The organism is Paenibacillus sp. SRL342, from assembly GCF_984798905.1.
This window is the reverse complement of sequence record NZ_OZ481790.1, coordinates 3,055,346-3,081,661: the sequence shown is the minus strand read 5'-3', so window position 1 is coordinate 3,081,661 and position 26,316 is coordinate 3,055,346. Positions and strand designations below refer to the sequence as shown.

General features: G+C 45.1%; 21 protein-coding genes. 3 read left to right on the top strand and 18 right to left on the bottom strand.

Translation table 11 applies throughout. The features are described 5' to 3' along the window. Nucleotides 1–122: 122 nt before the first annotated feature. Nucleotides 123–1,283, bottom strand: a complete 1,161-nt coding sequence (locus tag AC4E8D_RS13700) for a leucine-rich repeat domain-containing protein (RefSeq protein WP_490206338.1) — start codon at nt 1,281–1,283, stop codon at nt 123–125. A gap of 166 nt (nt 1,284–1,449) precedes the next feature. Here AC4E8D_RS13700 and AC4E8D_RS13695 point away from each other — a divergent pair, with 166 nt between their 5' ends. Continuing rightward, nucleotides 1,450–1,908 (top strand): AraC family transcriptional regulator, encoded by a 459-nt coding sequence (locus tag AC4E8D_RS13695; protein ID WP_490206337.1) that lies wholly within the window; start codon nt 1,450–1,452, stop codon nt 1,906–1,908. A 318-nt stretch (nt 1,909–2,226) separates the two neighbouring features. Here AC4E8D_RS13695 and AC4E8D_RS13690 read toward each other — a convergent pair whose 3' ends face one another. The 3 genes from AC4E8D_RS13690 to AC4E8D_RS13680 all read right to left on the bottom strand — a co-directional run bounded on the left by AC4E8D_RS13690 (nt 2,227) and on the right by AC4E8D_RS13680 (nt 6,578). Further along, complete coding sequence (locus AC4E8D_RS13690) at nt 2,227–3,471, bottom strand: aminopeptidase (protein ID WP_490206336.1); 1,245 nt, start codon at nt 3,469–3,471, stop codon at nt 2,227–2,229. A 243-nt stretch (nt 3,472–3,714) separates the two neighbouring features. Then, nucleotides 3,715–5,307, bottom strand: a complete 1,593-nt coding sequence (gene mbcS, locus AC4E8D_RS13685; protein ID WP_490206335.1) for an acyl-CoA synthetase MbcS — start codon at nt 5,305–5,307, stop codon at nt 3,715–3,717. A 266-nt stretch (nt 5,308–5,573) separates the two neighbouring features. After that, on the bottom strand, nt 5,574–6,578 hold the full coding sequence (locus AC4E8D_RS13680; protein ID WP_490206334.1) for an aldo/keto reductase: 1,005 nt from the start codon (nt 6,576–6,578) through the stop codon (nt 5,574–5,576). A 201-nt stretch (nt 6,579–6,779) separates the two neighbouring features. On the opposite strand from AC4E8D_RS13680, the gene AC4E8D_RS13675 reads away from it, so the two are divergent. Beyond that, nucleotides 6,780–7,625, top strand: coding sequence for an AraC family ligand binding domain-containing protein (locus tag AC4E8D_RS13675; protein ID WP_490206333.1), 846 nt, complete (start codon nt 6,780–6,782; stop codon nt 7,623–7,625). Nucleotides 7,626–7,694: 69 nt separating this feature from the next. Here AC4E8D_RS13675 and AC4E8D_RS13670 read toward each other — a convergent pair whose 3' ends face one another. The 13 genes from AC4E8D_RS13670 to AC4E8D_RS13610 all read right to left on the bottom strand — a co-directional run bounded on the left by AC4E8D_RS13670 (nt 7,695) and on the right by AC4E8D_RS13610 (nt 23,698). Next, the gene (locus tag AC4E8D_RS13670; RefSeq protein ID WP_074094839.1) at nt 7,695–8,093 is read right to left on the bottom strand and encodes an Asp23/Gls24 family envelope stress response protein; all 399 of its coding nucleotides are present in this window, start codon (nt 8,091–8,093) and stop codon (nt 7,695–7,697) included. A gap of 28 nt (nt 8,094–8,121) precedes the next feature. Continuing rightward, nucleotides 8,122–9,201, bottom strand: coding sequence for an AI-2E family transporter (locus AC4E8D_RS13665; protein WP_076214744.1), 1,080 nt, complete (start codon nt 9,199–9,201; stop codon nt 8,122–8,124). 35 nt (nt 9,202–9,236) lie between these two features. Further along, nucleotides 9,237–10,694 carry a sensor histidine kinase gene (locus AC4E8D_RS13660; RefSeq protein ID WP_490206332.1) on the bottom strand — a complete coding sequence of 486 codons (1,458 nt, stop codon included), beginning with the start codon at nt 10,692–10,694 and terminating at the stop codon, nt 9,237–9,239. Further along, the gene (locus AC4E8D_RS13655) at nt 10,672–11,379 is read right to left on the bottom strand and encodes a response regulator transcription factor (RefSeq protein ID WP_221819583.1); all 708 of its coding nucleotides are present in this window, start codon (nt 11,377–11,379) and stop codon (nt 10,672–10,674) included. Before AC4E8D_RS13655 ends, AC4E8D_RS13660 begins: the two co-directional genes overlap by 23 nt. Nucleotides 11,380–11,613: 234 nt before the next feature. Beyond that, on the bottom strand, nt 11,614–13,059 hold the full coding sequence (locus AC4E8D_RS13650) for a 4-hydroxyphenylacetate 3-hydroxylase family protein (RefSeq protein ID WP_221819584.1): 1,446 nt from the start codon (nt 13,057–13,059) through the stop codon (nt 11,614–11,616). 173 nt (nt 13,060–13,232) lie between these two features. Continuing rightward, the gene (locus AC4E8D_RS13645) at nt 13,233–15,191 is read right to left on the bottom strand and encodes an ABC transporter permease (protein WP_221819585.1); all 1,959 of its coding nucleotides are present in this window, start codon (nt 15,189–15,191) and stop codon (nt 13,233–13,235) included. Further along, on the bottom strand, nt 15,166–15,936 hold the full coding sequence (locus tag AC4E8D_RS13640; RefSeq protein WP_221819586.1) for an ABC transporter ATP-binding protein: 771 nt from the start codon (nt 15,934–15,936) through the stop codon (nt 15,166–15,168). Before AC4E8D_RS13640 ends, AC4E8D_RS13645 begins: the two co-directional genes overlap by 26 nt. 318 nt (nt 15,937–16,254) lie before the next feature. Further along, nucleotides 16,255–17,238 (bottom strand): sensor histidine kinase, encoded by a 984-nt coding sequence (locus AC4E8D_RS13635; protein WP_221819587.1) that lies wholly within the window; start codon nt 17,236–17,238, stop codon nt 16,255–16,257. Further along, nucleotides 17,235–17,939: a response regulator transcription factor gene (locus tag AC4E8D_RS13630; protein WP_221819588.1), complete on the bottom strand. Its 705-nt coding sequence runs from the start codon at nt 17,937–17,939 to the stop codon at nt 17,235–17,237. Before AC4E8D_RS13630 ends, AC4E8D_RS13635 begins: the two co-directional genes overlap by 4 nt. 41 nt (nt 17,940–17,980) lie before the next feature. Next, nucleotides 17,981–19,321, bottom strand: a complete 1,341-nt coding sequence (gene nagZ, locus AC4E8D_RS13625; protein WP_260632641.1) for a beta-N-acetylhexosaminidase — start codon at nt 19,319–19,321, stop codon at nt 17,981–17,983. A gap of 397 nt (nt 19,322–19,718) precedes the next feature. Further along, a complete protein-coding gene (locus AC4E8D_RS13620) occupies nt 19,719–20,822 on the bottom strand; it encodes an NADH:flavin oxidoreductase (protein WP_221819589.1) in 1,104 nt (367 codons plus the stop codon). Between the two features lie 331 nt (nt 20,823–21,153). Then, a complete protein-coding gene (locus tag AC4E8D_RS13615; RefSeq protein ID WP_221819590.1) occupies nt 21,154–22,467 on the bottom strand; it encodes a hypothetical protein in 1,314 nt (437 codons plus the stop codon). Between the two features lie 181 nt (nt 22,468–22,648). Next, nucleotides 22,649–23,698 (bottom strand): 2,3-butanediol dehydrogenase, encoded by a 1,050-nt coding sequence (locus tag AC4E8D_RS13610; RefSeq protein ID WP_221819591.1) that lies wholly within the window; start codon nt 23,696–23,698, stop codon nt 22,649–22,651. A gap of 387 nt (nt 23,699–24,085) precedes the next feature. On the opposite strand from AC4E8D_RS13610, the gene AC4E8D_RS13605 reads away from it, so the two are divergent. Then, a complete protein-coding gene (locus AC4E8D_RS13605) occupies nt 24,086–25,123 on the top strand; it encodes a LacI family DNA-binding transcriptional regulator (RefSeq protein ID WP_017688801.1) in 1,038 nt (345 codons plus the stop codon). Between the two features lie 180 nt (nt 25,124–25,303). Here AC4E8D_RS13605 and AC4E8D_RS13600 read toward each other — a convergent pair whose 3' ends face one another. Further along, on the bottom strand, nt 25,304–26,272 hold the full coding sequence (locus tag AC4E8D_RS13600) for a D-2-hydroxyacid dehydrogenase family protein (RefSeq protein ID WP_221819592.1): 969 nt from the start codon (nt 26,270–26,272) through the stop codon (nt 25,304–25,306). Nucleotides 26,273–26,316 lie beyond the last annotated feature (44 nt).

The window sequence follows — 26,316 nt, the reverse complement described above, 5'->3', positions numbered from 1 at the left end:
CCCTTTAGAAAAGGAATGGAATTAAAATCTGGGGATAACAGCGATTGGAAGGTTGTTCTGTCATCGTAGTGTCAGTGTAAATAATCTTTAGTTCAACACAGCAAAAAAGCGATCTCGTGGCTTTAATACGTTTCATAGATCAACGTATCCAACATGTTAAATTCATCGTCAAACTCCGCATATATGTACAGTCGACCAGCAGGTGTATCCCCCGCATCATAACCCAATCGGAAATATTGATCTCCCTGAAATTCTGCATCAGCCAAAATCAATGCATTGATATCTTCGTCCGGATGAGCCTCGGCAATGGTTTTAAGTGCCTGCTCACCTAGCATGTCCCACCGTTTCCACGTCTCTTCCATATATAGGGACAATATTTCCATCTCTGTCTTGGTTGAAACCTGTGCAGTGACTACCAGTTCTTTATCCTGAGTAAGTAAGCGCATCTGATAGTTGGACATCGAGACGTCATACTGAAACAACCCCATACCCGGAACTTCATGATTGGATTCAAACATTAGATTATCTGCATACTGCAGTCTTTCCAGCTTGGGATTAGCGCTATAATCCAACTCAGTTAATTTGTTCTCGGAACAGTACAACTCTTTTAGTTGCATGTTATGGCGAATATTCAGCTTGCTAATATGGTTGTTAAAACAACGGACACTCTCTAAAACCATATTTGAACGAAAATCCAACTGTTTGATATGGTTGTGGTTACAACGAAGTTCAATCAAGTTTGGACAACTTGTTACATCAAGTTCCAACATGTAATTGTTGGCGCAATCAAGTCGCCGCAGTTGCTTATTGTGTTCAAGTTCAAGTGAGAAAAGAGCGTTATAACTGCAACTAAGTTCCTCCAACTGCTCAAGGGGCTCCGAAGCCAGCTTCGACAACATATTCCAATGACACTCCACCGTTATAAGTTTGGAATTATGAGAAAGGTCTAATTTTCGAAGTCGATTAAAGCTGCAGTCCAGCACCTGCAATTCCGAATGGAGACTGAGGTCCAGTGTAAGAAGTTGATTCTCTCTGCAACGTAATATTCTCAGCTTGTGATTCTGAGCTAAATCCACACTTGTCAATTGATTATAGGCACAATCCAACTCTTGAAGATCCCTGAAATATTCAATTCCATCAAGATTGCTAATATTGTGATTGGAAAGTTGCAATATCTCAACCTCACAAACGTCACTCTCCTGAATGAAATCCCGCTGATCACAAAAGCGATCCAACACAACTTGCCTGAAACGTTCATCCGTGAAGGCATAAGTAATATCCATGTCTAGCGCCTCCCCCTCTCGTTTTTCTCTATTGGAACAGTCTTCCAACATATTATTACTATTCTATGAGTTTCGTCGTCGGGATTCAACAATTACCTAAGCAAATTCTTTTATACCATGTTAGCATCCAACATGTAAGAGAAATCGTACAGAGAGGAAGATTTTCATGAAAATGGTTATCGAAAACCTCCCGTCATATCGTATCGCCTATGTTCGACAAGTCGGTCCTTACGGTCCAGCCAATGCTCAAGCGATGAATACGCTGAAACAATGGGCAGACAAAAACCAACTGCTTAATGAAGCAGCAATTTTATTCGGTATTCCACAAGATGACCCAACTACCACACAGCCGGAAAAATGTAGATATGATGCCTGTATTGTTATTGCCGAATTTGAACGCCTGGAAGATGATTCTATTGAGTTTGGTGAGCTATCAGGCGGAGATTATCTCATCTGTAAAGTGAAGCACACGGCAGAAGATATTCAGCATGCATGGAATGTGATCATGCCCCATTTGCAAACAAGTGGTTATCGGATGGACAACAAGCCGGTTATAGAACGATATCGTTGGGAACTGCTCAATCAGCATTATTGCGAGATATGTGTACCTGTAAGACCCGTGTAACCCATGTTACGAGGAAACGAAAAAAGCGACTTCAAATTGAAGTCACTTTCTCGTTCAGTAATATTACTGCTACTATTTAAGTTGAACTAATCATTTACACGATAACGGAGAGGACAGAAAAAACCTGAAAAAGCGAAGCGTTCGCCTAAAAGCTTTCTGAAAGAAAGCTGCATCGGAAGCATACGCTATCCCCAGATTTTCCCCTTCGGAAAAGGGAATCAAAAAAAATCTGGGGATAACAGCGATTGGAAGGTTATTCTGTCATCGTAGTGTCAGTGTAAATAATCTTTAGTTCAACTTATATAACTAGATTAGAAATTAAAATGCCCAGTTGCCTTTACGGAATACCGGCTCGATTGTACCGTCTTGTAACTCACCATCGATATCCAGTTCTGCGGAACCGATCATGAAATCGACGTGTGTCAAGCTCACATTACACTCATGCTTCAGTAACTCTTCATTCGACATGGTTGTGCCATCTTTCATGTTGAATGGATACGCACTTCCCACAGCCAAGTGGCAGGATGCATTTTCATCAATACCCGTATTGTAGAAAATGCGATTCAGATTGGAGATCGGAGAGTCATGTGGTACGAGTGCGACCTCACCCAGATAACGTGCTCCTTCATCAGTGGCAAACAGGTTCTTCAAATGCTCTTCACCGGATGCTGCCGTAAACGCTACAACCTGTCCATCCTTGAACGTGATTCTCATCTGGTCTACCAGTTGCCCGTTCAAGTTCAAAGGCATGGTGCTGCTAACATAACCATTCACTCCGCTACGCTTAGGCATGGTGAATACTTCTTCAGTCGGCATATTGGCGACCGTGTAGACACCTTGTTTATTTTCGCTGCCCCCACCACCCCAGATGTGGTTGTGGACCAATTCAATTTTCAGGTCTGTACCTGGCGCACGGTAATGCAAACTCTTGTAGTTCTTTTTGTTCAATAAGTCTCCCATTGCAGTCAAGGTATTCAGATGCTCTCTCCAATTTTGTACGGCATCCCCGCCATCGACACGGTTCATTTTGAAGATCGTTTCCCACATCACGTTGATTCGGTCTTCTTCCGGGATATCTGCAAACACTTTGTTCGCCCAAGCCTTGGTTGGGGCCTTGATCAGACACCAGCTAATTTCATGGTTGCGTGTGTATTTGGCATATCCGCGACGTGCGTGTGCAGCTGCCTTGGTAGCACGGGAAACGCTGTCGGAGTCAATTCCGTTATACAGTTCAGGATCTGGAACTTTGATCGTCAGGGTAGCGCCGCCTGCTTCCGCAAACTTTTCCATCATATCCGCTTTCCAGGCTGGATAGTAGTCAAAGCTGTCATTGGAGCCATGCTCAAAACGACTGCGGGTAATGTTGTCGTCATCGAAGTCCACTTGTACATAATTTGCACCAGCCGCATAGGCTTTTTGCACAATCAGACGTGTAAATTCAAGCGTTTCGATCGGTGCAGTAACGAGCAGATCCTGTCCTTTTTGAATATTCACGCCGACTTTAACAACCAGCTCTGCGTATTGTTCCAATGACTTTTCAAAGGTTTGTTCAAATTGACTCATAGTTGTATTCACTCCATTTTAATATATTAATGGCATCGGTTTGGAAATTGACTTCGGATCTGTTGAGTGGCCGTTACAGCGAAGGATCGTTCTTTAGATCGTCGTTGTCTCCAAATTTTCTTCATCGTATTTTCAAAGGTTAAAATTTGGAGACAAATACGACCGCTATCGCTTCTGCAGAATCGATTCCTTCTCTTTCATTACGCAGGCTTAATATCTAAAATTTCATTTATACAAAACGATTTAACCATTACGTTTTTCTTGTTCACGTAACTCGATCCGGCGGATTTTACCAGAGTTGGTCTTTGGCAGATCCGTAACGAATTCGATCTTACGTGGATATTTATAAGGTGCTGTAATTTCTTTGACGTGGTGTTGCAATTCACGCATCAGTTCTGGTGAAGCCAGTGAATCATCTCGCAGTACAACAAATGCTTTAACAATATTGCCACGGATCTCATCCGGACTTGCAACCACCGCGCATTCCTTCACGCTGGCGTGTTTCATGAGTGCTTCTTCCACTTCGAATGGTCCAATCGTGTAACCCGAACTGATGATGATATCGTCACTGCGCCCTTCAAACCAGAAGTAACCTTCTTCGTCTTTGCGTGCACGGTCCCCTGTTACAAAATAATCGCCACGCTGATTCGCTTCCTTCCGTCCCTCATCCTGATAATAGGCACGGAACAAGGCTGGCATCTCTTTGTGTACCGCGATATCTCCTACTTCACCCGGAGGCACAGGTTGTCCCTCATCGTCAATAATTTCAATCAACCCAGGTGTAATCGACTGACCCATGGAGCCAATGCGTACAGGTGCATCTTTGAGACTGCCGATTAACAACGTGCTCTCGGTCTGTCCATATCCGTCTCGAATAGTCAGGTCGAAGTGACGCTGGAAGATTTCAATAACTTCCTGGTTGAGCGGTTCACCCGCTGAAACTGCACTGCGCAGATGAGACAGATCATAGTGTCCAAGATCATCGGCTTTGGCCATCAACCGATATTCCGTTGGGGTACAGCAAAGGACATTAATCTGATGTTCCTGCATCAGTTCCAGGTAACGCTTGGGCTGGAATGATCCATTGTAGACCAAGCCAGTCGCGCCTCTTCCGAGTACCGACAGGAACGGGCTCCAGATCCATTTTTGCCAGCCAGGTGCAGCCGTTGCCCATACGGTATCTGAAGGTTGAATATCCAGCCATAATGAAGAAGCAATCCGCAGGTGGGCATATCCCCAACCGTGGCTATGTACAACTCCTTTGGGATTACCTGTTGTACCCGAAGTATAAGCAAGGATAGCCGTATCATCACGGTGTGTTTCCACCGCAGCCATCTCATCGGGTTGATTCTGCATTAACTGATGCACATTGACCCAACCTTCAGCAGGTACGCTAACTTCTCCATTCGGTGATGCCACGATGCGATGTGCCAGTGACGGCAGATCCGCGTCCATCTTTTCCACTTCAGAGGTCGTCTCGGACCATACAATAACAGCCCGCGCCTCAGAGTGACGCAGACGATATTCCAGATCTTTTGCCCGTAACATCTCGGAGGAAGGAATAACGGCAATCCCCAGTTTCAGACAAGCGATATAAATGACATAGGCAATAATACGGCGTGGTACCATGACCAACACCCGATCACCCTTCTCTAGTCCAAGTTCACGCAATCCTCCAGCAAGACGATTCGCCTGCTTGAATAAATCACCATACGTGATCTCTTCCAATTCTCGTTGATCGCTGAGCCATCTAAGTGCAATCCGGTCTGATGGATGATTCTCCATCTCGGATGTCAGGTTATAGCTTTCAGGCGAAATCCACTGTTCAAAGTTCAAATGGAGCCTCTCCTTCGTAGTTCAATTGTATAGCTTCTATATATTATACCCTAAATCCTAGGACCAGGTGCTATGAACTAGGTTCATTCTGAAAAAATAAACATAGGTCAATTAATGAACTATTATAATAGATCTTATCCTATAAAGAAAATGACATATACAAAATGGCGCCTTCCTGATTGATCAGGTAAGGCGCCATTTCATTCTTCATTTATATTACATTAGTTTTACCTAAATATAATTTTCACACAGCTATACTGTGTGTGTTACCACGGATAATTACCCATTCCGTCCAAAATGCTTTCGATCTCATTCAACTCTTCCGTTGTCAGGTCAGGTGCGCTGAGCGCAGCTACATTTTCTTCAATCTGGGACACACGGCTTGCACCAATTAATGCAGAGGTTACACGGTTACCACGCAAAATCCAGTTCAGAGCCAATTGGGAGATCGTCTGCCCTCTTAGCTCCGCAACCGCCTGAAGCGCATCGAACTTGGCAATCCGTTCGTCCGTGTAAGCTTCTTTTTTCAAATTGCCTGTTGGATTGGCTCGTTCTTCCTTGATCTTGTCGACATATTTATTGGTCAACTGACCGCGGCCGAGTGGACAGAACGCAATGGAACCTACGCCCTGCTCATCCAGTACGTCCTGCAAACCGTCTTCAATCCAACGATTCAGCATCGAGTAGTTTGGTTGATGAACCAGACATGGCGTTCCCAGACGACGGAGAATGGTTACCGCTTCTTGCGTCTGTTCTGCGTTATAATTGGACAAACCCACATACAGAGCTTTACCTTGTCGCACGATATGATCCAGCGCCGTCATCGTTTCTTCCAATGGCGTGTCCGGATCCGGACGGTGATGATAGAAAATGTCCACATAATCCAGTCCCATCCGGCTGAGACTTTGATCCAGACTGGCAATCAGGTTTTTGCGGGAGCCCCACTCGCCGTAAGGTCCATTCCACATATGGTAACCTGCCTTCGAGGAGATGAGTAGTTCATCCCGGTAAGGACGCAGATGTTTTTTGTAAATCACGCCAAAGTTTTCTTCCGCTGACCCTGGAGGTGGACCATAGTTATTCGCCAGATCGAAATGGTTAATTCCGAGGTCAAAGGCACGCAAAATCATCTCTTCCTGAATATCCAATGTACGGTTGCCACCAAAGTTCTGCCATAAACCCAGCGCAATTTGCGGCAGTCTGATTCCGGATTTGCCTGAACGCACATATTTCATCTCATCATATCGTTGTTCACTCGCAGTATAGGGCATCGTTATTCTCTCTTTCCTGTAAGGTTTGTTGAATTCCTTTTCATCTTAGACATTTTCCTGGATAAACGATATGGCATTTCACTTTGAACATATGGAATAATGATTGTTATCTATATATACTAGTGTTAAATAATTAATCTTTTCAGATATGTAGTATGTTAAAATGCAAGATGAGACGAAATCGTACAGGAGTGAATACCCTTGATTACGTATATGTTCAAAAAAAATCATTTTCAGGAGCTTCAGCTCCTACATTATGGTACGGAAGCCTGTACACCAGGTCACCACTTTGGCCCTGCCATGCGAGACTATTATAAAATTCATTATATTCTGAATGGTAAAGGTACCTTCGAAGTTGGTGGCAAAACGTATACCCTGCATAAAGGACAAGGATTTCTGATTGTTCCGCATTCTGTTGTTCATTACGAAGCAGATCAGGATGATCCATGGGAATACAGCTGGGTTGCTTTTCAAGGCAGCAATAGTTCATCTTTTTTACAGCAAGCATGTCTGTCAGAGCATCACCCAATTTTTGAGCTGGGTAATGAGGATGACGAGATGCGATCCTGCCTGCACCGAATGATCAATTCCCGCAATACCCACAAAGGCTGGGAGATTAGCATGACTGGTTTGCTGTATCAATTCTTCTCTATTTTGATTGATCAGGCTAATTCAGAGTATCTTCAACCCATGCCGGATTATTCGAAGGAAACGTATGTAACGCAGGTAATGGACTTCATTGAAATGAACTATGCCAATGCCATTACCGTGCAGTCCATCGCGGCCCATGTCGGTTTGCAGCGCAGTTACCTGTGCTCTCTCTTCAAGGACCAGATGGGAAGCAGTATTCAGTCGTATCTGGTCCATTATCGGATGCGCAGGGCAGCCGAATTGACCCTTGATCCCGGTCTAACCATTGGTGATATCGCCCGTTCTGTAGGCTACACCGATCAATTGCTTTTCTCCAAAATGTTCAAAAAAGTGATGGGCGAAGCGCCCACCTACTACCGCAAACATAAAACAGCACCCTCCCAGTTAAGTTGTTAATTGGGAAGGTGCTGTTTGGGCCAATCGTTTATCCTTACAGTCGTAATTCCTTACATTCTTTTCATTGGTTTATACCGTCTCCGGCATGGATATGCCAACAACTTGCACTTTGATTTCATTGACCATGACGCCGGCTAATTGTTCTACAGCCTGTTGAACATTATGTTGAAGTTCACGGCAAACCTCGTGCATCTTGTTGCCATATTGAATATTAATTCGCAGCTGGATGGTTGCCTGATCGTCTTTGACGTGTACGTCAATCCCTTTTTGCAGACTCTTGCCGCTGATACTCTTGGCAATCCCTTCAGTCAGTCCAACGGACATGGAGGATACGCCAGCCGTTGATTGAGCGGCCATCCCCACGATCTTGGATAACACATCGTTCGAGATGTGAATGGTACCCATTTGAACAGATTGAGGTGCGATATATTCAGGTTCATTGTATTGTTTTTCGATAATTTCAGACATGTGCTCCACTCCTTCGAATAATTAAATTCTATGCATTCTGCCATTTGTCCTTAAAGAACATGTTATAGATTCGAACCAAAAGAATTTTAACGATCATATAAACCGGGATAATAATCAGAATGGCAATAATTCCACCCAAGTCCCCTGCACCCAATACCAAAATGATGGTCGTGAGCGGGTGAATATCGAGCTTTTTGCCGAATACGTACGGTGCAACCAGGTTGTCCTGAATCTGCTGAGCGACAAGAATAATAATCAGGGACCAGATGGCAACCGATGGTGAGACCACTAGACCCATGATCACAATAGGCACGGACGACACAATCGCTCCGATAAACGGAACAAAGTTCATGATGACCGCGATCACTGTCAACAGTAATGCGTACGGCAGTCCAATGATCAAGAAACCGATATACATCAGTACACCCAGTGCCAGATTCACCAAAACTCTTCCCACAATAAAACCACTCAACGCCTGATCAATCTCAATTACAACTTCACGGCTGTCCTTTTGGAAACGTTTTGGAGCGATATGTGCCAGTTTACGACCAAATTTCTCGCCTTGTAAAAGCATATAGAACAAAAGGATCGGTAGTGTAAACAAGATGATCGCAAAACTGGAAACGAGTGAGAAAAATCCACTTACGTAGTTGGTCACAAAGTTAAATCCTTTGTTGATATACTCCGTGATCTGGGAGAAAGGTGTCGAGCCCTCAGGGAACAAGGCCTGAATCGCACCATTTTGCTCCAGCTCTCTCAGCTGTTCACTTAATGAATTGATCAGATTCGGCGCGTTATCAACCAGGTTGATCAGTTGCTCACGTAACGATGGCCATAACCCAATGATGAAGAACACTCCCAGAATAGCAATAACCAGATAGATTAGCAAAATACTTAGCGTGCGATTTATTTTCTTTTTCTCCATATAATTCACAAGCGGTCGAAGCAGATAATAAAAAAACACCGACAACATCATTGGCACGGTAATGACCGTGATCATGGTGACGAGCGGCTGAAAGATGAAGCTCACACGTGATAATAAATAGATATTAACCAATATCAGCGCCAGTGCAATACTGAACCGGACAAACGTATTTACTTTAAACAAAATATTTCCCTCCACATGGACATTTCTTCTCTTATTTAATTTGGAATCTCAATGCTAAACACGGTGGTCTCGCGCCCACGCCGGGAAAGGATCAGCCGTCCACCCATTTTTTCCGTATTACGTCGTGCGATGGACAATCCCAGACCGGTGCCTCCGGTCGCTGTCCGCGCCTCGTCCCCTCGTACAAACGGGGCAAAGATGGTTGACCACAGTTCTTGAGGTATGCCCACTCCGTTATCTGCCACCTCTATCACCACATGGGTATGAAGCGGAATGAGTTCAACGCGCAGCTCGGTCCCGAGTGGATTATAAGACAGAGCATTGGTAATCAGATTCTGAATGACTCTGGATAACAGCTCCGGATCATACCTCGCGTAGATCACTTCATCAGGAACAAGGACATGAAGGACAAACTGTTTCTGTTCAATCTCCCCATAGGTATCTGCCATAATCTCGCGCACGAATTCTCCAATCTCTCTTCGTTGAATATGCATGCGAAAATCGGGCGAATCCACCTTGAGCAACTCCAGCATATTCTGTATCATGCGTGCAACTTGAACAGACTTGTTATAGATGTATCCCAGGTATCTTTGCTGCCTGTCCTTGTCCTCCCCACGTCCTTCCACCAATGCCTGCGCATATCCCTGTATGGATGTTATCGGTGTCTTCAGATCATGTGATAAGTCTACAATCAGTCGCTGTTTGCTCTCTTCGGCGTAACGTTTCTCCGCAGAGGTGTTCTCAATAACGTCCGCCATGTAGTTAAAGGTCTCACCTATCTGGACAAATTCCCTCTCGGCTGAGATCGACATCCGCGTACTATAATTTCCTTGTATCATCTGCGTAAGACCCGAGGAGAGAATACTGAGTGGTTTTTTGATTCTCCGTGCGACCCAATAGCTATAGACAAAGATCAATAATAAAACCAAACCGATGCCAATCATAATGTAAAAGGATAATGGATGTTTCAGATTGGTAATCAACTGATTATCATTAATTCGCACGCTGACCAGATCACGCGGAATTTTGAGCAACACATACGCTGCCGCTCCTTCTGTCGAGAGAGGAGTGATCGAATAATAGTATTCCTGGTCACTCCGATTTTCCAGTCCATCATACAGATCGGCTTCACTGTATTGGGTGAACGCATCTTGCTTGTCGCCAACATGACGAATGACATTGCGATTGGCATCCAGAATTTCAATCCAGCCACCGCTGTCCTTGAGACGTTGAATCTCTGTGTCTTTGCCTTTCGACACCGAACCTCCACCGGAGTAAAATTCGTTCTCCAGCTCTTCCACATACACGTGGGCTTCAACATTCAGATCCGGATCAACTACCTGATCCGAAATGCGAAAATCCACGACATCCAGAGATACCATAAGGTACACAATCAATACCAGTAACAGCAAAAAGAAGTTGAACAGCAAGAAGTCCAGTGTCAGGGAGGTCTGTAACAGTCGCTTTTCTCTAGCTTTCCATGGGCGCTTCAATTTTGTATCCCAGTCCCCTTATCGTTTTGAGATATTCCGGTTGTCTGGAGTCACGTTCGATCTTCTCCCGTATGTTGCTGATATGTACCATAATCGTGCTGTCCTCGTGCGCATAATAATCGCCCCAGACCGCTTCGTATATTTTTTTACGGGTGAACACTCGGCCAGGTTGATCGAGCAACAATTCCATAATTTTATACTCTGTAGAGGTTAATGTTACAGGACTTCCTGAACGAAAAAGGATACATTGGGATCGATCCAGCATCAGATCACCTAAAACCAGATTCTGTTCTTTCGCTGCGGGGATCTCCGTTGCATCAAAATGATTGACTCTTCTGAGCAACGCCTCTACTCTGGCGACAATCTCAAGCGGGTTGAATGGCTTCGCGATATAATCATCTGCCCCAAGTCCCAATCCAAGGATTTTATCGTGATCCTGACTTTTAGCAGATAGGAACAGTACAGGCATGTGATATGTGGCTCTGATCTGTTTGATCAACTGCAATCCATCCATTACAGGCATCATGATGTCCAGTATGACCAGATCGATCTGTGTTGAACGTATGCATTGTAATGCCTCGGCTCCATTCACCGCAGTCTTAATGGTATAGTCCTTCTCCAGATATAGTTGAAGCAGTTCAACAATCTCTGGTTCGTCATCTGCAATCAATACGGTGTATCTCATGTTATTCCTCTCATTTCCTATACTCTATGCCTATCTCTACATTATTACTATATACTACGTCTCTTAATTCAACCTAAATCATTTCTAAAGATAATCTAAATAAATAGAAATAGAGCCCTGGCTCAGGCCAAGGCATTAACTAAAATAGGGCTGTTTTCAGCCTACATTCAAGCTTTTCGTTCTTCATTCAGGCTTTTCAATCTTCATTCGGAGCATTTGTATTAGATCATCAGATCAGTCCTTAAGCGAACGTAGCCACGGCTCCACTTTTCCGAATAAACGTTCCTTGTCATACTGCACATATTGGTTCGCCCGATTGCGCACAGGATCACCCGCGTAGAAACGTTCATACAGATCATGCCTTGCTCCGAGTGGACTTCCGGTCAGCTCCCATGCGAGTTGAAAGAGTCGAATCTTCTCCGGGGCTTGCATCGTTACTCCACCAAGATATTTGCCAATCATGGAACCCATCATTTCATTCATTTCAAACGTACCCGAAGGAATCTGAATCAGACCACCCGCAGCAATGGTCTTCAAAATCTCCACCGCGCGGGGATAATAGCGATTGCCCAGATTACGTGCGGTTTCAATATATTTGAATTCCGGCAGCCAGTTGCCCAATGCGTCCGGCTTGGACTGTGCTTCAGCAGCAATAATCAGTCCCTCGATGGTTTGCATCTGACTGATCAGCTCTCCAAGTTGTTCCTGCACATTCAGGAAAGAGTCCACCCCGATCTCCTTGGCAATGGATGAGGTCACGGCTGTAATGAACTCCAGTTTCGAGTGTAATCGAATGACACTCTGATGATAGGCCAGACTGGCAGAAGCTGTATTGCAGCGAATCTGCCATACGGCTTCTGGGTTATTGTGCAGTAATACACGTTCCCAGGGCACAAATACATCGTCAAAAAATAATACAGCATCCATCTCATCATACTGCGCACTGAGTGGATGTGATTTATCTGTATCTTTTGTGGCAAAAGATTCACGACACATCATGTGCAAGCCCGGACTGTCCGCGGCTACGATTACCATATGGGCCAGCTCTGGCAGGTGGCCTGGAATTCGTTGAACGGGATAAGCAATGATATCATCCGTATAAGGCGCTGCTGTTGCCACCATTTTGGCCCCGCGTATCACAACGCCCTCCGTATTCCTTTTGACAATTCGCAGCATGGCATCCTCATCTTCTCCAACAGGCAAGGAACGATTAATCTGTGGGTCCCGCTGGACAATTGTCAGGAATGCATCGTTTCGTTTGGCTTGGGCAAAATAATCCGATATTTTGTCTGCAAATGCCGGGTCATGCGCTGTCATCTCATGTCGTGTTGCATACCAACCCGTCAGCCTGGATCGGGCATAATCAGACAATCGGCTCATCACCCCATACGTCCGATCGGCCCACAGCCGAAAAGCATCCGCCCTGCTCTTCACGTCAGGAACTGAACGAGGCACAAGAAAAGAGCGATGCACGTAACTTCCCGTCTGTTCGTCCCAATAGGCCACGGTTTCCCTTGTCTCCGGGTCATCCACCAGATTGAACAAACCTTCTATGGTTTGAAGTGTTCCCTGAAAGGCCTGATGCCCAGTTACCTGGATACGCTCTCCGTCCAGCCATACATTCCGCTCATCATTCAAACGTTGAATGTAAGCTTGTCCACGAGACATCGTGATACTCATGATATGTCCTCCCTCTCAGGCACCGGCCTGACATTTCTGTAACTCCATCCTTCTAACTGCTTGAGAAACTATGTAATGATACATTCTGTATCTAATGAAATAGTACTGTGCCTTAGCTAGAAAAGTCAACAGACACCGAGCGATGAGTCCGGTGTCTGTTGGGCCATGCTATTTTAGACTAATTTGGAATACATGTGACGCAGATACCGCCAGCGCACGAGTGCAAAATACAAAATCTGCATGGAAGCAAACACCAAGAAGATGCGCAGGCTGTATCCAAAGACCGAGAAATCAACTAGTTGCTGCAACGCCACAAAAGCAACCGAACTGTGGATGACCGCCACCAGAATCGGCAGGAAGAACATAAGCAATAGCTGCCTTGTTACGATCTTACGGAGTTCGGGACGACTCAGTCCCATTTTGCCAATCATGCGATACTGCGCTTCATCCCGTTCTAGATCTGCGTAAAGTCTGAAATACGTGAAACTTGCTGCAAAGGTGAAGAAAACAATGCCGATCAGACCGCTCAAAATTAGAATGATGCCATTGGTCTGCTTGGAATTAAGCCAATCCACCACAAGCGCGCTGACCTCGTAATAACCTTTTTCGGAATGATCATCTTGAATGGATTTGATCAATTCAGGAGCAAAGCTGCGTGTACCCATCCAATCTTTCACGATAAATTGTATCGTTCGCATCGAATAGAACCCTTCAGGCATGCCAACTTCTTCGTTGTACGCAGGTCTCATCTTATTAAACAGTTCGTCGGTTACGACGTAAAGATAAATTTCATATTGAAAAGGAATCACAATCTCGGTACCAGGTGTCGATAGCTGGACAGGCACGCGCTGATTATCAACCTCCAGATTGACCTTTCCTCCCGAGACTCCTTGTTCAACCTGTTCACGGTACTCCTTGCGCATCGCCAAATTACTTGGTGTCATAAATGACTCATCGATCTGTTTCAACGTACGTTCTTCATACCCGAGTGCCTTCGCAAGACGGTTATAATCACTCAGTTTGATAATCTTCCCATTATTATTTTCACCTATAGGAGCATAACTGCCCTTCACGTAGGGAACTTGATGATCAATCAACGTTTCTTCAATCTGCCGAATATGTCGCTCGGAGTTGGGAGTATCCCAGTTATTCATATAACTGAATGCGTATGGATTCGACATGGACGACAACCCCGGGTCAGCAATAGCAAGCATGGTGCCAATTCCCGTAAATGAAGAAGCTGAAATGATACTTACCATGAAAAACATGATGGCGTTATCTTTCATTCGATAGGTAAGTTCAGATAGGAAGAGCAGATTGGTTTTACGGAAAAACAACCTTGGATTTCTTTTCAGTGCCCGAATGATGTATACACTGAGCTGTGTGAACAGAAAGTACGTACCTGCAATAACAACCACGACACTTGCAAGTAATAACGGAAAGGAGAAGCTTATCCATACAAAAGTGAATACTCCTGCATAACCCCCGCCAATTAACAATACCGATAACAAGGCGAGCAGACGTGATGCTTTGGGTTCCGGTTTCGGTTTTTCCTCTGATTTCACAAGGTCAATGAGAGTTCCTTTGCGGATGAGCAAGGATGATGACATCGCGATTACAACAAACAGCAGCAGAAATGCACCTGCCGTCAGGGCAATGCTTTTTAGCGGGAAATAGAATCGAAGGCTGTTCTCAACAGCCAGCATGGAGCCACAGATCAGCAGAATCAATTTGCCGAAAATAATTCCGAGTCCGATCCCGGTAATGATGGAAGCTAATCCGATACACATGTTCTCCATAAACAGAAGCCGGTTCATCTGTTTACGTGTCATGCCAATGATCAGGAAAATACCAAATTCCTTCTTGCGTGTCTTCAGGAATGAACCAACGGAATAGAGCAGGAACAGGAATGAAAAGATGAATATAATGATCTCTGCAATCATAAACCCCTGATTCGCAAGCAACGTAACCGTCCCACTTGATCCCTTTAACCCTGCTTTCAAATCAGGATGGAACAGGAGCAATGCGTAAGTAAAAAAGATCATAACAGAAAATGTACTGCTCAGAAAATGAGCCAGATAAATTCGTTTGTTGCGAACAACGTTATTAATGGCGAACTGGCGAAAATTCATGTCCTGAACCTCCCATTAGGGATAATACATTAATAATCTTCTGGTAAAAGGCTGCGCGATTATCGCCGTAGTGAATTTCATTATACAGTTTGCCATCCTTGATAAAGACAACCCGACTGCAATAACTTGCTGCTACAGCATCATGAGTGACCAGCAGCATCGTAGCCTGATCCTCCTGATTGCGAGTTTCGAGAATCTCCATGACATCTCTTGCCGCCTTCGAATCCAGGTTGCCTGTTGGCTCATCGGCCAGAATCAGCTTCGGGGAATGGATAAGCGCTCTGGCAACGGCCGTACGTTGTGCCTGTCCTCCTGATATCTCATATGTCCGTTTGTTCAGAATACCCTCGATCCCCAGCTTGCTTGCCAGCTGTTCAACACGAGTGTTCATCTCTGCTAGCGAAACACCGTCAAGAGTCAGTGGCAGCACAATGTTTTCCTTGACTGTCAGTGTATTTAACAGATTGAATGATTGAAAAACAAATCCAAGTTCTTTGCGCCGGAACAGCGCGAGTTCGTCCTGATCCAATTCAAACGGATTCTTCCCTGCAATCCGCAGTTCGCCTGATGTTGGGTGATCAATGGTTGAGATCATGTTCAGCAGTGTTGTTTTGCCACTACCCGATGGTCCCATGATGCCAACAAACTCACCTTCCTGAATACTGAGGTCAATACCTGATAACGCTTCATAAGATACGATGCCTTTGTAGATTTTACTGATCTGTTTCACAGAACAAATCTCCATGGTTACAACTCCTTAGTGATATATGAATTCAAAATCAAGTTACTTTCATGCTGTGTGCATGCGTATTGTGCGTGGCCTTTCCTGTACTCTTATGACTATAGTCTATCGAAGTTTCGGCCATTCTCCTATGGTTTAACCTTTCATCAACATGACAATGTTGTAAGGTTGCATCATGAAAATCAAAAAGACGCCTTCGCCTCGATCAGGCAATAGACGTCTATACTTACACCTTACACTTACACTGTAATTCATACTCCACTCATACTTCTTTAATAATACACACACCTTACGTCCCCATCTTATCTTCAACCTGTCACTTCAAGAGTTGAATGTAATTCGGACAGTCGTTCCTTCGCGGTACACAGATTCAAGATCAATCCGATGATTCATCCGTGTTAACACTTCTTTGGCAATATACAGCCCCATGCCTGTGGACTCTTTGAAATGCCGCCCGTTCTCCCCGGTGAAGAAAGGTTGGAATACCCGGTTTAGATCAGACTTCGGAATCCCGATGCCCTGATCCTGCACTTCCAACATGATAGAGCGTTCCGCTTCATATGCACGCACATAGATCTTCTGCCCGTTGCCCGCGGAGTACTTGATTGCGTTCGACAGTAACTGTACCAGGACAAACCGAATCCACTTGGCATCGGATTGTACAACCAACGAAGGTTCTATATGCATCTCTGGATAGACGTGATTGCGAATAAAGAATCGCTTGAGTTCATGGATCGCTTCTCCCCCAGCGGTCTTCAGTATCACAGGTTCCACACTGAAATCTTGCTCGAAGGTATCCAACCGGGCCACATACAGCACAGTCTCCAAACCTCGCCTCATCTGGTCCGCTTCCTCCCGAATGCTTATGAACCGAGGATCGTCATCTTCCTGGCCTTCCACGGTCAACTCAATGACGGATAACGGTGTCTTCATCTGATGGACCCACTGGTTCATGAATGTCAGATATTCTTGCTGCCGTTGTTCCAGCCGATGAAGATGAGCATGGTACTGTCCGTATTGAGAATCCAGCAGCTTTTCCAGCGCCAGTGATAAAGGACTTGTTTCGTTCAATGGTACAAATTCCTTCAGCGAATCCATCGATCGTGACATCCGGGTATAAAAGGAGCGATGTGAATAATAACGATACACCAAATATCCGATGTATAAAAATAATCCCAACGCTACGGCATAAGCAGCCGTGACCCAATCGTTGTAACCGTCATACCAGAACACTGCAACAACGGTGAACAAGATGGCAACAACCCAGCACGTTAAAGCGAGATGTTCTCGTAAAAACAATCTCATGATGATGAAGAGGCCTTCCAGGTATTGTTCAATCGGTAACCCGAACCTCTGACCGTTTCAAGTGCATCCGTAATACCAAGTTCGGCTAATCGTTTACGCACCCGAGTAACGTTAACGCTGAGTGTGTTGTCATCCACAAACGAGTCATCCCACAGCTTCTCCAAGATAGTCTCTCTGCTCACCAGCTTGGGACTGCGGCGCAGCAACGTTTCCAGCAGAATCGTTTCCTTCTTTGTCAGCTGTACTTTGCGATCACCAAGCTGAATCTCCAGTCTTTCCAAGTACACGACCAAGCCGTCCAGTTCCACCTTGCGTTCTTCATCACGTGCAGCATAGTCCCCATATACCCGGCGCAGCTGACTGCGAATTTTCGCTATCACAATCTCATGCTCAAATGGCTTCGTGATATAATCATCCGCCCCGTTCTCCAGTGCCATGACCTGATCCATCTTCCCACTCCGCGCGGAGATAAACAAAATGGGGCATGTGGAAAGCGTACGAATCTGGCGGCACCAATAGAAACCATCGTAACTGGGCAAGTTGATATCCAGAAGTACCACATGTGGCTGTACCTGCTCAAACTGTTGCACAATCATCTCAAAATCCTCGACCAGAACGGCCCGGTCTCCATAACGCTCAATATGAGATTTCAATAATCCCGCAATCTTGGGATCGTCTTCTATTATCATAATGGTATACATTATTGGATCTCACCTCTGGCAAAATCATAACACAGGATTTATTATCTAGCATCGATTTGCTTACGCCAATCCACAATATCTGCATTCAATTGCTTCAGGTCTCCGGAAGCTTTCTGATCATCAGATAACTTGTATTGTTGCTTCAATGCCAGGATACGATATACACTTTCATCAATTCGGGACTCGGTGATTTTGCCTGACTTCACTGCACTTATTAGCGTATCAAAAATCGTCTTGGCACTCTCATAACTGTGAGCGACCAACAGAATGTCACTTCCTGCTTTAACAGTTGCCAAGGCAGCTTCATCCAGCTTGTAGTTCTTCGCGATTGCACCCATACTCAGGTCATCTGTGATGACTACACCGTCATAATTGAACTTTCCACGCAGATGTTCACCAATAATGACATCCGATAAGGAGGCTGGATGATCCGGGTCCAGCTTCGGGAACAAAATGTGTGCAACCATGACCGCCTCTACCTGCTCCTTCACTGCGGCCTGGAATGGAATCCATTCAAGCTTGGCCAGTTGTTTTTCCGTTTTATTCACGACAGGAAGATCAAGATGGGAATCCACAGACGTATCACCATGACCCGGAAAATGTTTCACTACCGGAATAATGCCTTCACTACGTAGTCCCTTCATCTCTGCAATCCCCATACGTGACACCAGTTCTGCCGAGCTGCCGAATGAACGATCTCCAATCACCGGGTTCTTCGGGTTACTATTCACATCCAGCACAGGAGCAAAGTCCACATTAAACCCCGCAAGCTGAACTTGTCTGGCCAGCAATTCGCCCATCGTTTCAGCAAGCGCATTATCTTTCGTCTCGCCTACTTTTCTACTGGAAGGAATGGATTCCACCGTGTCCGGCATTCGACTGACTTTGCCGCCCTCCTGATCTACGCTCATGAAGATCGGTACCGGGTTGGACTGATTTACTTCCTTGATGGATTGTACAAACTTGGCTGTTCCCTCAAGTGTCGATACATTGTTGGCATAGAAAATAATGCCCCCTACCTTTTGATCCGTAATCATCTGTTTGGTTTGATTATCCAACGTTGTCCCTTGAACACCGGCCAGTATCATCTGTCCAATCTTCTCTTCTAACGTTAATGAACTGAGTTGCTCCTGCACCGGATCGACTTCTTCTTGCGGTTCCTCTTGCACTTCTTCCTGCGGTGGAACGGTATTCTGCTCCGGCGATGAGGAAGATTGCCCTGAGTTGGAGCCAGCGTTGGAGCCAGTATTTGAGTCCGTTGCGGAGGAAGGTTTCTGTGCCTGGCCACATGCCGATAAAAGCAGAACGATTCCCAGCAGCAGACACAGCACCTGCAGTGGTATTCTTCGTTTATTGTTCGAGTTGTACCTATAGTTGTGCAAGGATATTCATCCTCCTTATGTAATGTCGTCTTGGTAATCTAAAGGTTCAGGCCTAACCTTATCACAAGGTGAATGATTTTCAAAATGAGCGCTTCTGAGGATTGAATCGTTGTGCTGACATATATGCAGCAAAAAAAATGGTTGCTATAGAACCTGAGATGTGGAACTTAATGGTGTTGTGACTAGGCGCGTGTGGGATGTATGTGGAGAATAAAAAGGATTAACGGTGCAGGAAATGATTTTCTATTGTGAATTTTTCATATGTTGAAATTATTAGTATAGGCAGATCAAAAAGCCGCCCAAAGGCGGCCTATTTGTTCGTTCTTGTTTTAATTTCGTTGTAAATTGTTGCTGTTTAACGTTGATTCACCTTGCACCAAACGTTCTTAGGCTTCTATTAATGGAGTGTTTGCAACACTTCCGTTGTAAATGGAATGATTTCGGATATGCGACCTTCACGAACTTTGGCAGGCCATTCGGAATCACTAAGCAGAACACGACCCAAGGCGATCAGGTCAAATTCATTGTTCTCCAGCTTCTCATTTAATAGATCCAAGTGGGCATCCCCTGTTCCCTGGTTCTCGGTTGCTCTGTCTACAAATTCAGCTTCAAGTCCTACCGATCCAACCGAAATGGCTGGTTTGCCAGTGATTTTCTGCGTCCAACCCGCAAGGTTCAGCTCAGATCCTTCGAATTCAGACAACCAGAACCGGCGTGTAGAGCAATGGAATATATCTACGCCAGCAGCACTGAGTGGGGCCAGGAATTGCTCCAATTGTTCTGGCGTCTCCACCAGACGTGCCTCATAATTCCCCATCTTCCATTGGGAGAACCGGAGCACAATTGGGAAATCAGGACCAACCGCCGCACGACAAGCTTCAATCACTTCAACCGCAAATTGGGTTCGACGTACCAAATCACCACCATAATTGTCGGTCCGTCGATTCGTCTGCTCCCAGAAGAATTGGTCAATCAGGTATCCATGGGCTCCGTGCAGTTCAATGCCGTCAAACCCGATTCGCTGTGCATCCGCTGCCGCTTGGGCAAATGCCTGTACAAGACCTTGAATCTCCTCTTCCGTTAATGGTTCACGTGATGGTTCACCTGCCATGCTAACCCCTGACGGACTTACAGGCTCAGCTTCTGCGTTAGGCAAGTCACCGGAACGACGTGCTGTACCCACATGCCACAATTGTGGCATGATTTTGCCACCCGCTTCATGTACTGCTTTCACAACATTAGCCCATCCTTGCAACGAATCTTCTCCATGGAATAATGGAATACTCGCTCCACTAACCGAAGATGGATGATTAATGCCTGTACCTTCTGTTATGATGAGTCCCACTCCACCTGCTGCTCTGCGACGATAGTATTCAGCAACTTCTGGTCCAGGTACGCCCTCTGGTGAGAATCCGCGAGTCATGGGTGCCATAACGATTCGATTAGACAATGTTAGCTTGTCCGAGGTGAAAGGTTTGAATAAAGCTGAAGGTACGTTCATAAGTACATTGCTCCTTTGCAATTGGAAGTATGGAACTCCGCATCCACATGAAATGCGACATGCTTTTGTATATTTTAACACGTGTAATCCAGTTGACTGGTTTAGGATTATTTCTCTATCCATTTTATAGTTTCTTAATTTTATTTACAAATTTTCGAAGTTGGGCGTTCAAAGTAATCTTATAGAAAAAAAGAAAGCTACCTTACGGCAGCCTCTGTTGGATCACACTACGGAAGCAGTCTGACATATACTCTACTACATCTTAAAGTATTTCCCCGTCACCAATAATGTGGATGTAGCATAGTATATAATCCATAATCTTCCTTCCAATTTAATTAGCATTCACGGGGATATCACTCCGGTTCACTCGAAGCAATTTCCCTGATGAAGTCGATAACACATCCGGATCAGTACCCAGACCAAAGTAGAAGTCACCCTCGTTCTCTTCGAAAGACTTGGCATAGGTGTCCTGGTTAAAACGTAAAATCTCATTCCATGTGGTCAGATCCGTGGATTGGTAGACCCGATTGATATACAGATTGGCACTTTGGCGAGTGTACGTAAGCACATACACCTTGCCATCACGCAACAGCACATCGGTTGGGAGCGCCTTGGCATCCGGGAAATTAACTCGCCTTGCCTGATTGATGTCGGTCATGACATTCAAAGATTTGGGCAGCAGCTGCCCATCATTGAACACGCCTCCCGCTATATAGAGCAACTTGTTGTTAAAGTTAACATTTTTGCCTATTTTATTATAAGGAATTGTGCCCGTTTGATAGCTTAGTCCAGGCAGCATTTTGCTACCATAGATGACAACATCCCGTTTCTCAAGCTTTTCGTTAATCTCCAGAATATTGGTTCTGTCATTCCATATTTTATTGGCAGGATACATCATGCCAGATGCATATAACTTGCCATTAAGATGGAACATGGTATAAGCCCGGAAACCAAACGTATTAATGGTCGCATATTTCTGCCAAGTTTCACCTTCATTATGAGAGATTAATATCGTTGGTTTGGAATCTGTCCCCAACGCGGCAAACATCTTGCCCTGATACGATGCCAGATCGTATACGTGTACACCCAGCGGCAGATTGCGATATTTGGTCCACACCTCTCCATCCAGACGATAGAAGTTACCCAGTTCCCACTTTTCACTATCAGAATCATTGCCAGGAATATATAACTTGTCGTTTAGTACTCTGTAGATATCAATCTGTTCCTCATCCACATACATCTTCGTTGATGGCAAGATGCCCGGGTTGCTGTTCGTCACCGACTGGGTCTTGAATTTTGCATTCGCTGTATCATAATAAATAACTGGAATAGGGCCTGAATTAGGAGCTACGCCCAGATTGCTGCTATTTCCGTGGCCCAAATATATCTTGCCGTTGTACAGTTGCATGTCCCAAACGTTATTAGCATATGGTGTTTTGGTAAAAGGTCTGCCTAGCAGTTCGATCTTCGATGTTACATCCGCTGAACTGATCGGTGCATTCGACACCTTGGCAAGCCCACGTTCCGTCGCAGGGGGTTGACTCGTTGACGTGGTATTTTTCGGCTTGGAGTTCCCCATAAGCATCCAGCTCATTCCTGCGACAATGGTCAAAATTACGGCTGTCCATTTTGTATGTCTCTGCATGTCCGCTTCCTCCTTCATTTTTTCATCATTATTACCTTCACACCAAGATGATACAAATTGTATCTTTTTATACTATGTAATTCGACCCGTACATGCAACAAATTCCGCCCTATTTATACAAAAAAAGTAGACAATCACATCTGTTGATGTGCTGTCTACTTGTTCATACTATCTGTGATTTCTATTCAGCTTTCACCAAAATCTTAACCTGATTTTTCTCTTTCAACAGTGCTTCAAATCCATGCTCTACTACTTCATCCAACGAAATTCGTTTGGTCACCAGCTTGTCAGCCGGGAAGAAACCTTTATCCATCAGACTGATCACCGCCGGGAACACATCGCGATAACCAATAATGCCATTAACTGTACGTTCTTTCATAACAATAGAGTTCGGGTGAATCGGTGCTTCCTGTTCAAAAATGCTGACGATCATCAACTCTCCACCAATACATGTCGAATCAATAGCTTGTTGCAGAACACGTGGAACACCGGTTACTTCATAGGCTACGTTAACGCCGCCTTGTGTACGTTGATGGATCTCTTCCACGACATTAAACTGCATTGGATCAATCACAATAGCACCGAGCTCTTCGGCTTTTGCTTTCCGTTCATCCGATAACTCCACCACATAAATATCTGACGCTCCTGAAGCTTTAAGCGCTTCAATGACCAGTAGTCCGATTGGGCCTGCACCAAACACGGCTGCCGTATCTCCCACTTTCAGCTTGCTTTGACGCACAGCGTGAAGTGCTACAGCTGAAGGTTCAACCAACGCCCCTTGCTCATACGAAATTGAATCTGGAATGGCATGTACCATGTTTTCTGCAGCAGTTACATACTCGGAGAATCCTCCTCCGCCTCCAGCGAGTCCAAGGAAACCCATCTGATCGCACAGATTGTATCTGCCCTGTTTACAAGCTTCGCAGTGTCCACATGCATAGATGGGTTCTACCACAACACGATCGCCTGCCTTGAAACGTGTAACACCTTCCCCTACTTCAACCACCTGTCCTGAGAATTCATGCCCCATAACTATAGGCGCTTGTTCCCCTGTTAGCGGATGCGGTGCTTGAGCGGGAATGAAGATTGGACCTGCTGTGTACTCGTGCAAATCACTGCCGCAGATACCGCACCATTCCACTTTTATTTTGACCTTCCCTTCTTCAGGGTGAGGTTCATTAATATTTTCGAGACGTAAATCTTTGACTCCATGCCAACGTAATGCTTTCATTCATTTCATCTCCCAGATCATAATTTTTGATATAATCGGAAACGTTTCCGTAAATTAAATATGTCACATTTTAGATACGCTGTCAAACATATTTCTCCACTAATATGTCTATTTCGTGATCGTATCGAGTTCACTTTAAGAATGCTTATACTATAATTCAAGTGATCTTAGCAGTATTACAAACGATGTAATCCTTGTTATTAACATATATTATGGCAAATACTATTGTAGTCCCATTGAAATTTAATCAGGCCTCGCCATAAATCTGGTCCTTTCATGGGATACTTCATTGTTCAAATGTTATAATCAAGTTATATAACTATCGTGAAGTTCATACATATTCCTAATAATTCGGAATCGTTTCCGATAAAGTGAGGTAACTGTACATTGAGGAAAGAACAGAAACTTACGATCAAGGATGTTGCAGAGCGTGCCGGCGTGGGCATCGCTACCGTATCCCGGGCCATCAACAATTCAGAAGGCATCAGCAGTAAAACACGGGATAAGGTGATGCAGGCCATTGAAGAACTGGGGTTTGTACCCAACACCTCGGCACAGAGTCTGAAAATCCGGCAAACGCACCAGATCGCTCTTGTTGTACCCGACATACGAAACGCCATCATTCCGGAAATCTCCTGGTCTGTAGAACAAACGGCGAAGCAGCATGGGTACCATGTCGTGCAGATCAATACGGCAGGCAATGCCAGAACGGAGCTTGAAACCATTCGTAATGTCAAAAAATTGCATGTGGACGGACTGATTTTCATGCCTCTGGCGTACCCCAAAACGTTACCCGGACTGATTGATAAGGCGCCGCTCCCTATCTCGATGATTAATTACGGCAAAAAACTGGAACCTGGCATGAAGGCAGATATCGTCTCTCTTTCTCAACCCGAAGGCAAATTGGTGATGGAACATCTGTTCAAAATCGGCCGGACTCGAATCGCTTATGCAGGAGCACCGAAGGACATTATTGAAGAACGCTTTCGTGCGTATGAGCAAGCCGTAGGTCACGTGGACATTTCTCTCGTCTACTTTGGTGAGGACTTTTCATTAAATACAGGTGCCAATGCTGCAGATTATTTCTACGGACTTACGCATATGCCAGATGCGGTCTATGCCATTAATGATATGGTTGCCATCGGATTGGTTAATCGGTTCAAGGAGTTAGGGGTTCGTGTACCTGAAGATGTGGCTGTTGTGGGTGTGGATAACAATCAATGGACGACCGTCACGTCTCCTCAGATTAGTTCCGTCTCCATAATGGGCGAAGAAGTCGCCAGACTTGCTACCGAGCTGTTGTTAAAACGAATTCGGGAGATGAATACGACCGATTACGAACACATCCAATTTGAACCACGCTTAATCGTTCGTGAATCAAGCGTTGCTATGATTCATTCTTCCCAGCGAGGACCACACAGTTAAATTTGGTGAGTGGATGGCTCAGCAGGATAGGATGTGTTTTACATCCGTCCCTTCATTTGTTTTCTACACAGATATACTAAAAAGGTGTTGCTCAGGTCTAACTCTTTCCTGGCAGCACCTTATTTGTCGTTGATTCTGTACAACTATAGCAGATTCATACTCCGTCCGCATACGTTCATTCTAAGAAAGCAGTTGCCTGATCGACGTTCCCTTCAGGAACATCGCTATATTCTCTACGGTATGATTATAATAGATCTCATAATTGCCACGAGTCACATAACCTAGATGCGGTGTAGCCAGAACGTTGGGCAATGTTCGCATCACATGGTTAACTGGTAGCGGTTCCTGCTCATATACATCCAGACCTGCACCAGCAATCACACCACGCTGCAGTGCCTCTACCATAGCTTCCTGATCGACAATGCCCGCTCGCGACGTATTTATTAATAGCGCACTCGATTTCATTAGTTGAAATTCGGCTTGTCCGATCAGATTTCGCGTACGATCACTCAATACTAGATGAATGGATACGATGTCGCTCTGTGCAAGCAATTGCTCCTTGGTCTCGGACCAGATCACACCATGTTTTTCAGCTTTTTCTTGTGTTAGATTCTCGCTCCAGGCCATCACATTCATGCCAAATGCTTGTGCGATCTCAGCCATGCGAGTGCCTATCTTGCCCAAACCGAGCAATCCAAGTGTTCTCCCATGCAGATCCAACCCGACCGTGCTCTGCCAGTTTCGATTGGAGCGAAGTGCATTATTTTCTGTAACCAGTTGTCTGGACAGCCCCAGAATCAGTGCCCATGTAAGCTCCGTGGGCGGATTAGAGCTTCCCTCGGTTCCACACACAATAATCCCGTTTTTCTCTGCAGCCTTGAGATCTATCGACGCATTGCGCATACCACTTGTAATCAGAAGTTTTAGCTTAGGAAGCTGTGAAATGACCTTCTCCGGAAACGGTGTACGCTCCCGCATCAGCACCACAATATCGAAATCCTGCAATTCCTGTATGACTTTATCTTCCGAGCCCATATAGTTGTTGAATGTCTGAATCTCCACCTGATCCATCAACGGACCCCAGTCCGCCGACGTCAGCGCAACGTTCTGATAGTCATCCAAAACGGCACAGCGCAACTTCGTATTCATTTCTGATCTCCTCCTATATTTGCTCCATTCTTAAATATATTGTA

Excerpts from the sequence above, each read along its gene's own strand:
- AC4E8D_RS13700 (WP_490206338.1), bottom strand. The coding sequence starts at position 1,283 with ATGGATATTACTTATGCCTTCACGGATGAACGTTTCAGGCAAGTTGTG.
- AC4E8D_RS13695 (WP_490206337.1), top strand. The coding sequence starts at position 1,450 with ATGAAAATGGTTATCGAAAACCTCCCGTCATATCGTATCGCCTATGTT.
- AC4E8D_RS13690 (WP_490206336.1), bottom strand. The coding sequence starts at position 3,471 with ATGAGTCAATTTGAACAAACCTTTGAAAAGTCATTGGAACAATACGCA.
- AC4E8D_RS13680 (WP_490206334.1), bottom strand. The coding sequence starts at position 6,578 with ATGCCCTATACTGCGAGTGAACAACGATATGATGAGATGAAATATGTG.
- AC4E8D_RS13670 (WP_074094839.1), bottom strand. The coding sequence starts at position 8,093 with ATGTCTGAAATTATCGAAAAACAATACAATGAACCTGAATATATCGCA.
- AC4E8D_RS13655 (WP_221819583.1), bottom strand. The coding sequence starts at position 11,379 with ATGAGATACACCGTATTGATTGCAGATGACGAACCAGAGATTGTTGAA.
- AC4E8D_RS13650 (WP_221819584.1), bottom strand. The coding sequence starts at position 13,059 with ATGAGTATCACGATGTCTCGTGGACAAGCTTACATTCAACGTTTGAAT.
- AC4E8D_RS13645 (WP_221819585.1), bottom strand. The coding sequence starts at position 15,191 with ATGAATTTTCGCCAGTTCGCCATTAATAACGTTGTTCGCAACAAACGA.
- AC4E8D_RS13640 (WP_221819586.1), bottom strand. The coding sequence starts at position 15,936 with ATGGAGATTTGTTCTGTGAAACAGATCAGTAAAATCTACAAAGGCATC.
- AC4E8D_RS13635 (WP_221819587.1), bottom strand. The coding sequence starts at position 17,238 with ATGAGATTGTTTTTACGAGAACATCTCGCTTTAACGTGCTGGGTTGTT.
- AC4E8D_RS13630 (WP_221819588.1), bottom strand. The coding sequence starts at position 17,939 with ATGTATACCATTATGATAATAGAAGACGATCCCAAGATTGCGGGATTA.
- AC4E8D_RS13620 (WP_221819589.1), bottom strand. The coding sequence starts at position 20,822 with ATGAACGTACCTTCAGCTTTATTCAAACCTTTCACCTCGGACAAGCTA.
- AC4E8D_RS13615 (WP_221819590.1), bottom strand. The coding sequence starts at position 22,467 with ATGCAGAGACATACAAAATGGACAGCCGTAATTTTGACCATTGTCGCA.
- AC4E8D_RS13610 (WP_221819591.1), bottom strand. The coding sequence starts at position 23,698 with ATGAAAGCATTACGTTGGCATGGAGTCAAAGATTTACGTCTCGAAAAT.
- AC4E8D_RS13600 (WP_221819592.1), bottom strand. The coding sequence starts at position 26,272 with ATGAATACGAAGTTGCGCTGTGCCGTTTTGGATGACTATCAGAACGTT.